The organism is Nonomuraea turcica, assembly GCF_030718205.1.
Classification (GTDB): domain Bacteria; phylum Actinomycetota; class Actinomycetes; order Streptosporangiales; family Streptosporangiaceae; genus Nonomuraea.
The window spans coordinates 96004-111365 of sequence record NZ_JAUZQF010000020.1 but is presented as its reverse complement, the minus strand read 5'-3'; the positions used below and the strand labels follow the sequence as shown (position 1 = coordinate 111365).

The 15362-nt window shown below is 71.3% G+C and carries 12 protein-coding genes; 7 read left to right on the top strand and 5 right to left on the bottom strand.

The window, feature by feature from the left end; all coding sequences use genetic code 11:
• Window positions 1-41: 41 nt before the first annotated feature.
• Entirely contained in the window at window positions 42-1706 is a 1665-nt protein-coding gene (locus Q9G87_RS41550; protein ID WP_305922098.1) for a CTP synthase, read from the bottom strand.
• Between the two features lie 111 nt (window positions 1707-1817).
• On the opposite strand from Q9G87_RS41550, the gene Q9G87_RS41545 reads away from it, so the two are divergent.
• Window positions 1818-2480, top strand: coding sequence for an acyltransferase (locus tag Q9G87_RS41545; protein WP_305922097.1), 663 nt, complete (start codon window positions 1818-1820; stop codon window positions 2478-2480).
• A gap of 16 nt (window positions 2481-2496) precedes the next feature.
• Entirely contained in the window at window positions 2497-3621 is a 1125-nt protein-coding gene (locus Q9G87_RS41540) for an NAD(P)H-dependent flavin oxidoreductase (protein WP_305922096.1), read from the top strand.
• Here the strand turns inward: Q9G87_RS41540 and Q9G87_RS41535 are convergent.
• From Q9G87_RS41535 to Q9G87_RS41525, 3 genes are read right to left on the bottom strand one after another with little or no spacing between them, the layout of a single operon-like run.
• Complete coding sequence (locus tag Q9G87_RS41535) at window positions 3572-4648, bottom strand: BadF/BadG/BcrA/BcrD ATPase family protein (protein WP_305922095.1); 1077 nt, start codon at window positions 4646-4648, stop codon at window positions 3572-3574. The two genes, Q9G87_RS41540 and Q9G87_RS41535, sit on opposite strands and share 50 nt — an antisense overlap.
• Entirely contained in the window at window positions 4645-5601 is a 957-nt protein-coding gene (locus tag Q9G87_RS41530; RefSeq protein WP_305922094.1) for an N-acetylmuramic acid 6-phosphate etherase, read from the bottom strand. The genes Q9G87_RS41535 and Q9G87_RS41530 overlap by 4 nt, the downstream gene beginning before the upstream one ends.
• Window positions 5598-7730, bottom strand: a complete 2133-nt coding sequence (locus Q9G87_RS41525) for an alpha-N-acetylglucosaminidase (RefSeq protein ID WP_305922093.1) — start codon at window positions 7728-7730, stop codon at window positions 5598-5600. The genes Q9G87_RS41530 and Q9G87_RS41525 overlap by 4 nt, the downstream gene beginning before the upstream one ends.
• Window positions 7731-7824: 94 nt before the next feature.
• Here Q9G87_RS41525 and Q9G87_RS41520 point away from each other — a divergent pair, with 94 nt between their 5' ends.
• Genes Q9G87_RS41520 through Q9G87_RS41500 form a run of 5 tightly spaced genes read left to right on the top strand, consistent with a single transcriptional unit; the run spans window position 7825 to window position 13021 of the window.
• Window positions 7825-9084 (top strand): ROK family transcriptional regulator, encoded by a 1260-nt coding sequence (locus tag Q9G87_RS41520; protein WP_305922092.1) that lies wholly within the window; start codon window positions 7825-7827, stop codon window positions 9082-9084.
• Window positions 9085-9123: 39 nt separating this feature from the next.
• Window positions 9124-10443, top strand: coding sequence for an ABC transporter substrate-binding protein (locus Q9G87_RS41515; RefSeq protein ID WP_305922091.1), 1320 nt, complete (start codon window positions 9124-9126; stop codon window positions 10441-10443).
• On the top strand, window positions 10433-11386 hold the full coding sequence (locus tag Q9G87_RS41510) for a carbohydrate ABC transporter permease (protein ID WP_305922090.1): 954 nt from the start codon (window positions 10433-10435) through the stop codon (window positions 11384-11386). The genes Q9G87_RS41515 and Q9G87_RS41510 overlap by 11 nt, the downstream gene beginning before the upstream one ends.
• Window positions 11387-11388: 2 nt before the next feature.
• Window positions 11389-12204, top strand: coding sequence for a carbohydrate ABC transporter permease (locus Q9G87_RS41505; RefSeq protein WP_305922089.1), 816 nt, complete (start codon window positions 11389-11391; stop codon window positions 12202-12204).
• Window positions 12205-12262: 58 nt separating this feature from the next.
• The gene (locus Q9G87_RS41500; RefSeq protein WP_305922088.1) at window positions 12263-13021 is read left to right on the top strand and encodes a GntR family transcriptional regulator; all 759 of its coding nucleotides are present in this window, start codon (window positions 12263-12265) and stop codon (window positions 13019-13021) included.
• Here the strand turns inward: Q9G87_RS41500 and Q9G87_RS41495 are convergent.
• The gene (locus Q9G87_RS41495) at window positions 12999-15356 is read right to left on the bottom strand and encodes a GcvT family protein (RefSeq protein WP_305922087.1); all 2358 of its coding nucleotides are present in this window, start codon (window positions 15354-15356) and stop codon (window positions 12999-13001) included. The two genes, Q9G87_RS41500 and Q9G87_RS41495, sit on opposite strands and share 23 nt — an antisense overlap.
• Window positions 15357-15362: the final 6 nt, after the last annotated feature.

The following is a 15362-nucleotide window of genomic DNA, read 5'->3' as shown; positions in this document are numbered from 1 at the left end:
AGCTACCGCTCTCCGCCCCAGGCTCGCCGCTCTGGTGATTTTCACTGGCCGACCCTAGCGCCGACGCGGCCGTCGGCGTAGATCAGGGCGGCGCCGATGAGGCCCTTGAACATCGGGTTGGCGCGGGTGGGGCGGGAGCGGAACTCGGGGTGTGCCTGAGTGCCGATGAAGAACGGGTGGATGTCGACGGGCAGCTCGGTGTATTCGACCAGGCGGCCGTCGGGCGACACGCCGGAGAACACCAGGCCGACCTTCTCCAACTGCTCCCGGTAGGTGTTGTTGACCTCGTAGCGGTGACGGTGCCGCTCGTCGGCCTTGGCCTTGCCGCCGTAGAGCTGCCGGGCGAGCGTGCCCTCGCCGAGCTTGGCGGTGTAGATGCCGAGGCGCATGGTGCCGCCCATGTCGCGCTCGCCCGCGACGACGTCCTCCTGGTCGGCCATGGTGGAGATGACCGCGTGCTTGGTGTCGGGGTCGAACTCGGCGGAGTTGGCGCCCTCGATGCCGGCCATGTTGCGGGCGGCCTCGATGACCATGCCCTGCATGCCCAGGCAGATGCCGAGCAGCGGGATCTTGTTCTCGCGGGCGTGGCGGATGGCGCCGATCTTGCCCTCGATGCCGCGCACGCCGAACCCGCCGGGGATGAGCACGCCGTCCACGCCGTCGAGTTCGCGCTCGGCGCCGTCGGGAGTCTCGCAGTCATCGCTCTTGACCCAGCGGATGTTGATCCGCGCGTCGTTGGCGAACCCGCCGGCCCGCAGCGCCTCGGTCACCGACAGATAGGCGTCGGGCAGGTCGATGTATTTCCCGACCAGCGCGATCGTGACCTCCTTGGCCGGGCGGTGCACGCGGCGCAGGAGCTCTTCCCACTCCTTCCAGTCGACGTCACGGAACGGCAGGCCGAGCCGCCGCACCACGTACGCGTCGAGCCCTTCGGAGTGGAGCACCTTCGGGATGTCATAGATGGAGGCGGCGTCCACGGCGGAGACCACGGCGTCCTCGTCCACGTCGCACATGAGGCTGATCTTGCGCTTGATCGCCGTCTGCACGGGCCGGTCGGACCGCAGCACGATCGCGTCCGGCTGGATGCCGATGCTGCGCAGCGCCGCCACGCTGTGCTGCGTCGGCTTGGTCTTGAGCTCCCCGGACGGCCCGATGTACGGCAGCAGCGACACGTGCAGGAAGAACACGTTGTCGCGCCCCACCTCGTGCCTGATCTGCCGGACGGCCTCCAGGAACGGCAGGGACTCGATGTCGCCGACCGTGCCGCCGACCTCGGTGATCACCACGTCCACCTCAGGACCTGCCATGCCCCTGATGCGGTCCTTGATCTCGTTGGTGATGTGCGGGATGACCTGCACGGTGTCGCCCAGGTATTCGCCCCGGCGCTCCTTGGCGATGACGTTGGAGTAGATCTGGCCGGTGGTGACGTTGGCCGACCCGTGCAAGTCGGTGTCGAGGAACCGCTCGTAGTGGCCGACGTCGAGGTCGGTCTCGGCGCCGTCGTCGGTGACGAACACCTCGCCGTGCTGGAACGGGTTCATGGTCCCGGGGTCGACGTTGAGGTACGGGTCGAGCTTTTGCATGGTGACCCGGAGACCGCGTGCCTTGAGGAGGCGACCGAGGCTGGATGCCGTGAGCCCCTTGCCGAGACTGGAGGCGACACCGCCGGTGACGAACAGATGCTTGGTTTGCGATGCGCTGCGCAAAGGGGCTCCCGTGGCTCGAGGTGTGGTCGAAGTGTCCACGGGCTCTCAGGATATCAAACAACGCCCCTCACATGCCCGAACAGACATGACCTAGCGGTAACTTTGGTCCCTATGGCATTAGTACGGCGGGCTGTGGGCACGCTGATTCACCGTACCTACACGGCGATCCGCCGCGCGGGCGCGATCTCTCCGGCTTCTCCGGCCAGTTACCGGTTCCGCCGGTTGGGCGACGGGGTCAGCATCGCGTTCCCCCCGGGCGCCATCTTCGGCGAGCAGTGGATCGAGATCGGCGACCACACGCTGATCGGCGAGCGCGTGTCGCTCTCGTGCGGCATGATGCCGGGCCCGGACCTCGGCCCGGACTCGATCCTGCGGATCGGCCGCGGCTGCTCGATCGGCCGGGGCTCGCACATCGTGGCCCACCAGTCGATCGACATCGGCGAGGACGTCTTCACCGGCCCGTACGTCTACATCACCGACCAGAACCACGTCTACGACGACCCGGACGTGCCGATCGGCCGGCAGTGGCCGCGCAACAGCCCGGTCTCGATCGGCTCGGGCTCCTGGCTGGGCGCGGGAGCGATCATCCTGCCGGGCACCACGCTGGGCCGCCAGTGCGTGGTGGCGGGCGGGGCGGTGGTCCGCGGAATCTTCCCCGACCACAGCGTGGTCGCCGGGGTGCCGGCCAAGCGGGTGCGCGGTTACTCGCCGCACCTGGGCTGGCACGCCCCGAACGGCGCCGTCGAACCGGGGATGGACCGAACATCCTTCTAACCGTTAGCGTCGTGTCATGCGGACCGCCATCTGTGAGCGCCTGGGCATCGAGTTCCCCCTGTTCGCCTTCAGCCACTGCCGGGACGTGGTGGCGGCGGTCACGAACGCGGGCGGGTTCGGGGTGCTGGGCGCGATCGCGTACTCACCGGAGCAGCTCGACACCGAGCTGACGTGGATCGACGAGCGGGTCGGCGGCCGGCCGTACGGCGTGGACGTGCTCGTACCCGGCAAGATCGACGACTCGGCGCTGGACCGGCGCGCGCACCTGCTGGACTTCATCCCTGACCGGCACCGCGACTTCGTCACGCACCTGCTGGCCAAGTACGGCGTGAGCGCGCCGGCGCAGCCCCTGACGGCGGTGGCGGACGAGCTCGGCAGGCGGGTCACGGCGGCGGGGGCGACGGGGCTGATCGACGTGGCGTTGAAGCACCCGATCGGGCTGATCGCCAGCGCCCTTGGCCCGCCCCCGGAGGAGATGGTGGCGAAGGCCAGACAGGCGGGCGTGCCGGTGGCCGCGCTGGTCGGCACGGTGGAGCACGCCCGCAGGCAGGTGGCCGCCGGCGCGGACCTCATCGTCGCGCAGGGCACCGAGGCGGGCGGGCACACCGGTGAGATCGCCACGATGGTGCTGGTGCCGCAGGTGGTGGACGCGGTCGCGCCCGTGCCCGTGCTGGCGGCCGGCGGGATCGCGTCGGGGCGGCAGATGGCCGCGGCCATGGCGCTCGGCGCGGACGGCGTGTGGTGCGGCTCGGTGTGGCTGACCACGGAGGAGGCAGAGACGGCGCCCGCCGTCAAACGCAAGATGCTGGCCGCGTCGTCGCTGGACACGGTCAGGTCCAGGTCGCGTACGGGCAAGCCGGCCCGCCAGCTCAAGTCGGCCTGGACGGAGGAGTGGGACTCCGGGCCGGAGAGCCCGGGGCCGCTGGGGATGCCGCTGCAGATCCTGCTGTCGGAGGGGGCGATGGCCCGCATCGGGGCGGCGGCGGAGAAGGGCGAGCCGGGGGCGGTGGACCTGGTCAACTACTACGTGGGGCAGGTCGTGGGCCAGCTCGACCAGGTGAAACCGGCCCGCGAGGTGGTCTACGACATGATCAGCGAGTTCGGCGAAGCGGTGGAGCGTCTGGCGCGCCTGTCCGAGTGAAGACGTACAGGTAGGGGTGGCGTGGCCGGACCGAGCCGTCGGCGGCGGCCTTGGCCAGGGCGAGCGCGCCATCGGCCGAGGTCCCGAGCGGCGGCGTGAAGCGGGCGCCGGGCAGCGACTCGCGCACGGTGCTCTGGAACGGCTCCATGAGCAGGTCCGCGGCCTCGAAGAGGCGGCCGCCCCAGGAGAAGACCGGTTCGAGACCGGCCGCGGCGGCGACGGCCGTCTGGCCGAGCTGCCGGCCGGCCTCGGTCCAGATCCGCCGGGCGACGGCGTCACCGGCGCGGGCCGCCTCGCCAACGCACGGCGCGAACGCCGCCAGGTGGTGTGCCGCGGAGCCCGACTCGTAGACGAGCGCCACCAGGTCGAGGGGGTGGCCGTAGCGGGCCGTCATGCGTTCGAGCAGGGCGGCCGAGCCGCCGGCCCGGCCGTCGTGGGCACGCAGGGCGGCGTGCAGGCCCTGCGCGCCGACCCAGGCGCCGCCGCCGTGGTCGCCGAGCAGGTGCCCCCACCCGTCGGCCTGGTTCCAGACGTCTTTCAGGTCGGTGCCGAGCGTGATGACGCCGGTGCCCGCGGCCACGACGACCCCCGGCTGGAAACCGAGCGCGCCCACGTGCGTCGTCACCATGTCACCGGCGACCACGAGCGTGCCCAGCGCGAGCCGCTCCCGCAGCGCCCGCCACAAGGTGCCGGGATCGTTGACCAGGCCGGGCAGCCCGGTCACCCCCACCGCCATGACGGCGAGCCGGTCGAGAGCCGGCAGGGCGTCCGGCCCCGGCGCCCCGGCCTCCTGCCCGAACCCGGCGATCCGAGCGGGGGTCGCGTGCTCGAACCCGGCGGTCCTAGCCGGGGTCGCGTTCTCCACGACCGTGGCGATCCGGGCGGCGAGCTGGTCGAGGTCGACGCGGCCCTGGTCGCGTGGCACCGGCGCCGAGTCCTCCCCGTAGGCGATCACCCCTCCGGTCTCGATCCGGGCCCTGACTCCCCCGCCGCCGACGTCCACGCCGGCGAATCCGGCCCGGCTCACCGGGCCCGCCCGCGCTCGGCCGGGTGGGAGCGCCTGCGCTCGGCCGGGTGGGAGAGCGCGGCCACGGCCGCCCTGACGCCCTGGTGCGCGCCGAGCGCCGCCCGGGCCTCGGTGGCGGAGCAGCCGGTGAGCAGCCGTACGAGCGCCTCCGGGATGGCCCCGTCCGCCTCGGCGAGGGCGCTGCGGCAGGCCTCCGCGCCGGCGCCGGTGGCCTCCATGAGCAGGCTCACCGCACGCTCGGCCAGCTTGGCGTTGGTGGCCACCAGCCCGACCATGAGGTTCCCGTACGTCCGCCCGGCCTTGATCATCAAGGCGGTCGAGAACGCGTTCAGCATCACCTTGGTCGCCGTGCCGGCTTTGAGCCGGGTGGACCCGGTCAGCGCCTCCGGCCCGGTGTCGGCGACGACAAGGATCTCGGCCAGGTCACGCAGCGGCGCGTCCGGGTTGCAGGTGATCAGCACCGTGAGGGCGCCCCCGGCCCCGGCCGCGCGCAGGGCGCCGGCGACGTATCTCGTCGAACCCGACGCCGTGATCCCCACCGCCACGTCCCCGGGACCGAGGGCCTGGGCGTCGGCCTCTCCCAGCGACTCGGCGTCCTCACGGTCGATGGAGGAGTCGGTGAGCGCGGCGGCCCCGCCGGCGAAGTGCGACGTGAACAGTTCGCGCGCCACCCCGAACGTCGGCGTGATCTCGGTGGCGTCCAGCACGGCGAGCCGCCCCGACGCGCCGGCGCCGAAGTAGTGGACGCGACCGCCCGCGGCCAGGCGCCGATGCGCCGCGTCCACCGCGAGGGCGAGCGGCCCGGTGGCGGCGCGGGCCGCTTCGACGGCGCGGGCGTCCTCCTCCAGCAGCAGCCGGAGGACGTCGCCGGACTCCAGGGTGTCGATGTCGGCGGTGCGGGGGTTACGGAGTTCCGTGGGCGGTGCCGCCTGGCTCATCATGCTCCTCGTCATTCGTGTGCTGCGTCGAGTGTGCCCGCGTACGTGCTGTGCAGGCGGCGCGACTGCGTGGCCAGGTCTCCGGGCCGCACCGGGGCCGCGCCGTCCCGCAGGAAGGTCTCGGCCCGCTCGCGGAGCCGTTCGCGCAGCTTCGTCTCGGCGCCGGGATCGCCGGCGAGCGCGGGGGCCAGGCCCCGCGCCCACAGCTCCCAGCGGTCGCGGTAGTAGCCGCCGACGAGTCCCGCCCAGTGCCGGCCCGCGTAGTCGTCGAGGAGCGGGCTGTCCGCGGTGCCCCACACCGTGATGATGCGGCGGGCGTTGTCCCGCAGGACCTCGCGGTCGGCCGGCCCGGCGGCCCAGGACACGGCCTTGTCCTCCCAGTGCTGGAAGGTGTATTCGGGGCGGCAGGCCAGCATCCGGTCGAGGTCCTCGAAGACCTTGAGGAACCGGGCGACCCGCTCGGGGTCGCCCGCCGACTCCACGACGTCGAGGCAGAGGCGGTCGGCCACTCTGGCCATGTAGGCGATGCCGGTCTCCATGAGGTCGTGCCCGAGCGGCCCGTCCAGCAGGCCGCCGTCGTGCTCGGCCACCTCGATCATCTTGTCCCAGGCCTGTGCCAGCACGGCCGGCCGGTACCAGAGGGCACGGGACACCTCGGGTGTCCGCTCGTAGGAGGGATTGGTGGTGAGCACGCCCTGGAACTGGTCGGGAGCGATCCGCACGCCCTGTGCGCCGTAGACGGTGTCCAGGAGACCGCGCCAGGCTGCCCGCAGCTCGGGCGTCCCCTGCCCCTTGTAGCGCTCGCTGACGAAGGCGTCGAGCCAGGCGTCGAGGTCGGGAACCCGGTTCCAGATCTGGTCGGCGACCAGCTCGAAGAAGACGGGGTTGTTGCGGGTGGCTTCCATGGACAGGCCGAGCCCGGCGGGCGGGCTCGGCGACGCCAGGGCCGCGTCGATCCCGGCCGGGACACCACGCAGGTCGGCGGCCGGATCGGTGCGGCCGCCGAAGTTGAGCAGCGCGCACCAGAGCCACGGCTTTCCGGAGAATCCCTCGAAGGTGCCCCACAGCGGATCGTGCTCCGCCCACAGGTCGGCCACGAGCATCCGGTCGTGCGGGATCGCGTCGAGGAATGTGGTGACGCGGTCCTCGGTCCAGAAGTCCCGCTGGTAGGAGAACGGCCAGGCCTGCATGAGCCACACTGCGTCCGGGTCGGCGGCCCGCAGACCGGCCAGCGTCGCGGCCGCCACGGCGCCGGGGAAGGACGGGTCGGCGTCGATGGGGATCATCTCGATGAACGGGTCGGCGGCGTAGAGGTGGTCGGTGCCGAAGAGCTTGATCTGGGCGCGGGCGAGCTCGGCGCCGATGCGCTCGTACAGCGGGTCGGCAGGGTCGAGGGCCCAGGTCTCGAATCCCTGCCACTGGCGGCGACCGGCCTGCGCCGTCGCTGCGATCTCGCGTGGAACGTGTCCGGTGAAGGCCGGGAGCACAGGCGTCATGCCGAAGGCCCGCTCACGGTCGAGGATGCGTGCCCCGAGCTCGCGACGAGTCTCGATCCAGGACGAGGGGAGCGGGCCCGCGAAGTCGTCCAGGCAGCCCATGAACTGGAACGGCAGGTAGCCCGGCCCGCCCAGGAAGCTTCGGATCCGGTCGTCGTCGAGGCCGAGAAGGGAGTAGGCGGCGTGCAGCGCGGCCTCGTGGCCGGTGATGGCCAGCGGCATGGTGATGCCGTGCAGGGCCATCCAGTCGATCTCGCGTTCCCAGTCGGCCCAGTCCCAGTAAGGCATCGTGTAGCTGAAGGTGCAGAAGTTGAAGTAATAGCCCTCCCGCACCCGGGCCGAGCCCTGGCGGAGCGGGGCGTCGGGGAACGACGTCAGCCGCAGGGGCAGCACCGTGTCCCAGCCCACGGACATGCCGCAATGCTCCCGGAGATAGTGATGCAACGCGACGGAGGCGCTCACTCCGTCCGTCGCGGCGACGGTGAGCACGCCGCCCTTCGCCTCGTACGCGTACGCGCGCCCCGCACCGTCGTGGGCAGCGGCGCTCGTGAACCGGGCCGACTCCGCCACCGGCCCCAGAACACGATGGGCGAGGCCGCGGACGGTGTCCGCCCACAGCGGCGCATGCTCGCCGTCACCGGACAACATCGCAGGTCACACCCCTCGACGAATTAGTTCCGTACGATCCATAATTAATATGCTAGCGTACCGGGACATCGGTCGAAGGGGCTCGGAGAGGCACATGGAGCAGCTGGTCGCCGCGGGCACGCAGTTCATGCGGGAGGTCAACGCGGCCGCGATCCTGAGCAGGCTGCGGGCCGAGACCAGCATGAGCGTGTCGGCGCTGGCCAAGTCGGTGGGGTTGTCCAGGCAGGCGGTCACCCGTTCGCTCAACGCCCTGGCAGACGAGGGCCTCGTCGAGTTCGGCCCCATCGACCGCGACACCACCCGGGCGGGGCGGCCCGCGCAGCTGGTGCGGTTCCGCGCGGAGGCCGGTCACGTGCTGGGGCTGTCGATCAGCCCGCAGGACGTGCGCGTGGCGGTGGCGGATCTGTCCGGGGCGGTCATCGCGACCGACGCGGTGCAGCTCGGCCCCGGCACCGGCGGGGTCCACGCGGTGGAGACGCTGCTGTCCACGGTGGCACTGACGCTGCGGGCGACCGGCCTCACGACCGGCGATCTCTGGTTCGCCTCGGCGGGCACCCCGGGCATCGTCGACCCCGCGTCCGGGATCATCAAGCTCATCCCGAGCCTGCCGGGGCTGACCGGCGACGTCCTCCTGCGCCGGCTCCAGGAGACGCTCGGCTGCCCGATCTACCTGGACAACGACGTCAAGCTGGCGACGCAGGGCGAGCGGTGGCGAGGCGCGCAGCGGCGTGAGGACTCGCTGGTGATGGTTCACTGGGGCGAACGCGTCGGCGCCGGGATCGTGCTCAACGGCGAGCTCTACCGTGGCGCCTCCAACGATGCGGGTGACGTCGGCTTCCTCGACCTGTTCACCGACGCGGCGGGCGGCGGCCCCGCCGAGTCTCACCACCCCCACGGCCTCGGCCCGTTCGAGCACCGGGTGGGCGGCGAGGAGATCGTGCGCCAGGCCACCGCGGCGGCCGAACGCGCCGGCGACGGTGAATTCCGCGCCCGGATCGAGGCCGCGGGAGAGCGCGCGTTCGAGGCCGTGCTGGACGCCGTCGTCGACGGCCGGCCTGCGGCTCTGGAGGCGATCGACGTGGTGGCACGCCGTTTCGCCAAAGGCATCGCCGTGCTCCGAGCCATTCTCAACCCCCGGCTCGTGGTCATCGGCGGGCCCTTGGCCAGATGCGGCGAGAGGCTGCTGGAGGCGCTCCGGCGGCATCTGTCCGGCGAGCCGCTGGACCAGCCCGCACTGGAGGTCTCGACGCTCCACGAAGACGCCGTCGTTCACGGGGCGCTGCGGCACTCGCTGGAGGAGATCGAGCGCACCAGGTTCGGCCTGGTGAGAACCGGTCGTCACGAAGGCCGTTGAGGACCTGACCCCACCACCCCCCGACAGAGGAGAAAGGTCATGCGTATCACGACACCAGCCCGGCGGCACGCCCTCGTGGCGCTGGGCGTCACGGCGACACTCGCCCTGACGGCCTGCGCGGGCACCAGCAGCACGGCCGGCAACCCCGCGCCGAAGGTCGACGTCTCGACGACCATCCCCAGCGACCCGGTGACGCTCACTCTCGCCTATACCAACGACCCGCCGACCAAGGCGCTCATCGACGGCTTCACCAAGAAGCACCCGAACGTCACCATCAAGCCGCAGATGACGCCGTTCAACGACTACATCAAGTCCATCAAGCTCGCGATGTCGTCCGACGCGGCGCCGGACATCGCCCAGTACAACCCAGGCGCGATGAACTCCCTGGTCCCGGCCGGCCTCATCCTGGACCTGGGCCCGTGGTCCAAGGCGTACGGCTGGAACACGAAGTTCCCGCCGGCCAGCCTCGAGGTCCTGAGCTCGGACAAGTCGGCCAAGCAGTTCGGCACCGGCAGCCTGTACGCCGTGCCCGGCGGGCTCTCCGTGCTCGGCGTCTTCTACAACAAGAAGATCGTGAAGGAGGCGCCGAAGACGCTGGCCGAGTTCGAGGCCGCGATGAAGCAGGCCAAGGACGCCGGCCACACGCCGCTGAGCAACGGCGCGCTCCAGGTCGGCGGTTTCCACCTGTGGAACGCGCTGCTCAACGTCACCGGCGACGTCGCCGACTACCGGTCCTGGGTGTACGGCAAGCAGGGCTCGACCATCGAGAACCCCGCCGCACTGAAGGCCACCCAGATGCTGACCGACTGGGCGAAGAAGGGATACATCTCCAGCTCGGCGAGCGCCACCGCGGACGCCGACGCACTGGCGAGCTTCGCCAAGGGCGGCAGCGCGTTCCTGATCACCGGTAACTGGGCCGCCTCCACCCTGGAGACCGAGATGGGGAACGACGTCGGGTTCTTCCTCATGCCCACGGAATCGGCCGACAAGCCGGCGAACGTCGCCTCCGGGGCGAGCGTCGCCTACGCCATCTCGGCGAAGAGCAAGAACCCGAACGTCGCCGCGGCGTTCCTCGACTATCTGGGCTCGCCGGAAGCGGCCAAGATCGAGTTCGACGGCGGGTTCATGCCGGTCGACACCAAGGCCGATCTTGGGGCCGAGGGGCTGCGGGGCGAGATCGCGACCATCTTCTCGCAGGTGGCGCAGAACAACGGCATCGTCCCGTTCCCCGACTTCGCCTCCCCCGGCATGATCGACAAGCTGACCCCCGGTATCCAGGGCCTCATCAACGACAAGATGGCCCCCGATGCCTTCCTCCGCTCCCTGCAGGAGTCGTGGGACGCCCACCATGGCTCGTGAGCTGACCTCGTCCGTCTCTCCGCCGCGCGCCGTCGAGGCACGCGGCGGGGGGCGGGCGGCCCACACGCCCGCCCGCCCGCCGCGCCGGCGCGGAGCGCGCGGCTGGCTCTACGTGCTGCCCGCGCTCGCGGTCTACCTGGGATTCGCCATCTGGCCGGCGCTGAACACGCTGCGCCTGTCCCTCCTGACGTGGGACGGCATCCTGCCGGCCACCTGGGCGGGCTTCGGCAATTACGTGGAGATTTTTCAGGACTCGGCGCTGTACGAGGCCATCCTGCACAGCCTCGTGCTGATCATCTTCTTCTCGTTCATCCCCATCGGCGTCGGGCTGCTCATGACGGCGCTGCTGATGGGGAAGGTGCGCCGGGGGATGACGTTCTTCCGCGTCGTCTTCTTCCTCCCCCAGGTGCTTCCGCTCGTCGCCGTCGGCATCACCTGGCGGTGGCTCTACAGCGACGCCGGCGTCGTCAACCAGTTCCTCGACCTGGTGGGACTGGGCGCGATCACCCGCGCCTGGCTGGGCGACTACCAACTGGCGCTCGTCGCGCTCGGGCTCATCGGCACCTGGGTGATGAGCGGGCTGTGCATGATGCTCTTCCTGACCGGCGCACAGAAGATCGACCCCTCCCTGTACGAGGCGGCCAAACTCGACGGCGCGGGGTCGTTCCGGCAGTTCCGCCACGTCACGCTGCCCGGGGTACGCCGGGAGATCACCGTCGCCGGCGTCATCACCACGATCGCCGCTCTGGCCAGCTTCGACCTGGTCTTCGTCACGACGAACGGCGGCCCGGCGGGTCAGACCAACGTGCCCGGCCTGCTGGTCTACCGGCTGGCCTTCAACGAAGGCGACATCGGCGGCGCCAGCGCGCTGGCCGTCGTGCTGACCGTGATCGTGGTCGCCGTCGTCAGCGCCGTCCGATACTTCACCAGGGATGAGAGTTGAGCATGCGCGGCGGTGTCAGTCTCAGGTACGGAGTGCTCGTCCTGCTCGCGGTCATGATTCTGGTGCCGTTCGCCGGCATCATCCTGGCCGCCCTGCACCCGCCCGGCTCGCAGCTCAACGGGCTGAGCATCCCGGAGCAGTGGTCGTGGGAGAACTTCACGCTCGCCTGGGAGCGGGGCAACATGACCGCGCTCATGCGCTCGAGCCTGCTGATCGCGGTCTTCGTGGTGCCGCTGTCGGTGGTGCTGGCCACGCTCGCCGGCTACGGCCTGGCGATCCTCAGGGTGTGGGGCCACCGGACGTTGTCGTTCGGGTTCGTGATGGGGCTCACGCTGCCGATCGAGCTGATCGTGGTGGCGCTCTACTTCAACCTGCGCGAGGTCGGCCTCACCAACTCCTACGTCGGCATCATCCTGGCCGAGGCGGCCCTGTTCATGCCGTTCGGGGTCTACTGGATGCAGACGCACTTCTCGAACGTGCCCGAGGAGCTCGTGGAGGCGGCGCGGATCGACGGCGCCAGGGACCTCATCGTGCTGGCGCGGGTGCTGGTGCCCATCTCGTGGCCGGCGATCACCACGTTGTCGGTGCTGTACTTCATGTGGTCGTGGAACCAGTTCATGCTGGTGCTGGTGATGATGCAGGACCCGGACCGGCGCACCGCGCCGAGCGGGCTGGGGCTCTTCGTCGGCGAGCACACAACGGACATTCCGCTGCTGGCGGCCGCCTGCTTGATCGTCATCGCGCCGATCGTCGTGGTGTACCTCCTCTTCCAGCGCAGCTTCGTGAGCGGGATCACCCAGGGCGCCATCAAGGGCTGACCACCTGCACAGGGCTGGGGGTTTGGCGTTGGTACCGGCCCCCATGTCAAGATGCGGTGTGGTCGGTACCCCGCCTGAACTGGAGCGTGGCACCGGCGTCCCCGCGCACGTGCAGATCGAGCGATGGCTGCTCGAGTCCATCGACAGGGGCGAGCTGGCGCCGGGCGACCGGCTGCCCGGCGAGCGGGAGCTGGCCGGGCGGCTCGGCGTGAGCAGGATGACGCTCAGACAGGCCCTGGCGACGCTGGAGCACGACGGCGTGCTGGTCAGGGTGCCCGGCAGGGCGGGCGGCGCGTTCGTGGCCGAGCCGCGCATCGAGTGCGACCTGACGGGCCTGGCCGGGTTCACCGAGCAGATGCGGCGGGCTCACCTGCGGGCCGAGGCGAGGATCCTGACGGCCAGGACGGTGCCCGCCAGGGGCACGGTGGCCAGGGCGCTGGAGGTCGAGGCGGGCTCGCCCGTGCACGAGGTGGCCAGGGTGCGCTCGGCCGGGCGCTCGCCGGTGGCGCTCGAGCGTTCCTACTTCCCCGACCTGCCCGGGCTGCTCGACCAGGACCTCACCGGCTCGCTCTACACTCTCCTGGCCACCCACTACGACCTGGAGCCGCGCACCGCGGTCGAGCACCTCGACCCGGTGATCGCCCGCCCGGGGGACGCCGCCGAGCTGGGCATCGCGCCGGGCGCGCCGCTCATGCTGATCGAGCGCACGGCCTACGCGGCGGACGGCACGCCGGTGGAGTTCGCGCGCGACCTGTTCCGCCCCGACCGGGTCCGCATCGCGGTACGCAGCGGCGTCACGGGACCAGCGGAGTCTTGACCACCGTGCCCGGCACCCACGCCCCCTCGACCTCGATCTCGACCTCGGCCCCCGTCTCGGCCGGCAGGTAGGCGTAGGCGATGGACTCGCGGGCGGTGTAGCCGTACCCGCCGGAGGTGACCCGGGCGACCACCTGGCCGTCCAGCCGGACCGGCTCGTTGCCGAGCGCCACGGCCCTGGGATCGCTCAGCGTCACGCACCGCAACCGGCGCTCAGGTGCCGGGTCCAACGCGTCCCTGCCGAGGAAGTCCTTGCCGGGCTTGACGCAGAACCCCAGGCCCGCCTCGTACGGCGTCGTCTCCGGCCCGATGTCCGCGCCCCACACCCGGTAGCCCTTCTCCAGCCGCAGGCTGTCGATGGCCTTGTAGCCGCCGGCCACCAGCCCGTACGGCTCCCCCGCCCGCCACAGGGCCTGCCACAACGCCAGGCCGTACTCGCTGGAGCAGTAGAGCTCCCAGCCGTGCTCGCCCACGAACGTCACCCGCAGCGCCAGCACCGGCACGTCCCCCACGGTGATCTCCCGCGACGACATGAACGGGAAATCCATCGGGTCCGGCGTCAGCTCCTTGACGATGTCGCGGGCCCGCGGACCCCACAGGGCGAAACAGGCGTACTGGCCGGTCACGTCGGCGATCCTCGCCGTGGAGCCGGTGTGCGCGGCCTGCTTGCGCAGCCACCCCAGGTCGTGGGAGCCGAACGCGGTGCCGGTGACGATGAGGAACTCCTGCTCGCCGCGCCGGGTGACGGTGAAGTCGCACTCGATGCCGCCGCGCCGGTTGAGCGCCTGCGTGTACGTGACCGCGCCCACCTCCCGGGCGACCCGGTTGTCGCACACCCACTCCAGCAGCTCCGCCGCGCCCGCGCCGGTGACCTCGATCTTGGCGAACGAGCTCTCGTCGAACAGCCCCGCCGTGGTCCGGGTGGCACGATGCTCGACTCCGATCGCGGGCGACCACAGCCGCCCCGCCCAGCCCGCCGGCCGCTCCCCTCCCCCGTCGTCGTTGGTCGCGTAGTAGTTGACCCGCTCCCAGCCCGATTTCTCCCCGAAGACGGCCCCGTGGGCGGCGTGCCAGGCGTAGGCGGGCGAGACCCGCAGGGGCCGCCCCGCCGACCGCTCGTGCCCGGGGTAGCGGATGTCGTAGTACGTCTCGTAGTTCTCGACCGCCCGCTTGAGCGTGTACGACGGCGAGCGGTAGTGGCGGCCGAACCGGCGCACGTCCATGTGCCACAGGTCCATGCTCGGCTCGCCCTCGACGATCCACTCGGCCATCACCTTGCCGATGCCGCCCGCGCCCGCGATGCCGTGCGCGCAGAACCCGGCGGCCACGAAGAACCCGGCCACCTCGGTCTCGCCGAGGCAGAACTCGTTGTCGGGGGTGAACGCCTCAGGGCCGTTGATCAGCTTGCGGATGCCGACGTCGGCCATCGCCGGCACCCGCACCCGGGAGTTGTCGAAGATCTCCTCGAGCCTCGGCCAGTCCTCGGGCAGGAGGCGGCCGTTGAAGTCGGCGGGCACCGCGTCGTAGGCGTTGAGGCCGGCCGTCCAGGGCGCGCACGTGCGCTCGTACCCGCCCATGACCAGGCCCTGCACCTCCTGCCGGTAGTAGACGAGCAGGTCGGGGTCGCGCAGCGTGGGCAGGCCGGTGTGGTCGTGGAAGGCGTCGGTCACCACGTACTGGTGCGACATGGGCACGATGGGGACCCGCACGCCGGCCATGCGGCCGATCTCGGCCGCGAACATGCCGCCGCAGTTGACCACGATCTCGCAGGCGATGTCCCCCTGGTCGGTGCGGACCCCGGCGACCCGGCCGTTCACGACGTCGATGCCCAGCACGCGGGTGCCGGTGCGGATGGTCGCGCCGCCCTCGCGGGCCCGCGCGGCCAGGGCGTAGCACAGCTGCGACGGGTCGATCTGCCCGTCCGTCGGCAGGTACGCGGCCCCGACCACGCCGTCGGGGTCCATGAGCGGGAACAGCTCCACGGCCTCGGCCACGGAGATCTCCTCCAGCGGCAGGCCGAACGTGCGCGCCCAGCCGATCTGGCGCCGGATCTCGGCCATCCGCTCCGGCGTGGAGGCCAGCTTGATGCCGCCGCATTCGGTCCAGCCGGCGTCGAGGGTGCGGTAGAGCTCGACGGAGTATTGGTTCATCCGGGTCAGCGTGGGGTCGGCACGCAGCTGGCCGACGAGCCCGGCGGAGTGGAAGGTGGAGCCGCTGGTCAGCTCGTCCCGCTCGAGCACGACCACGTCGCGTTCGCCGAGCTGGGTGAGGTGGTAGGCGACGGACGCGCCGCCCACGCCGCCGCCGATGATCACGATGCGGGCCGAGTCGCTCATGGTCGC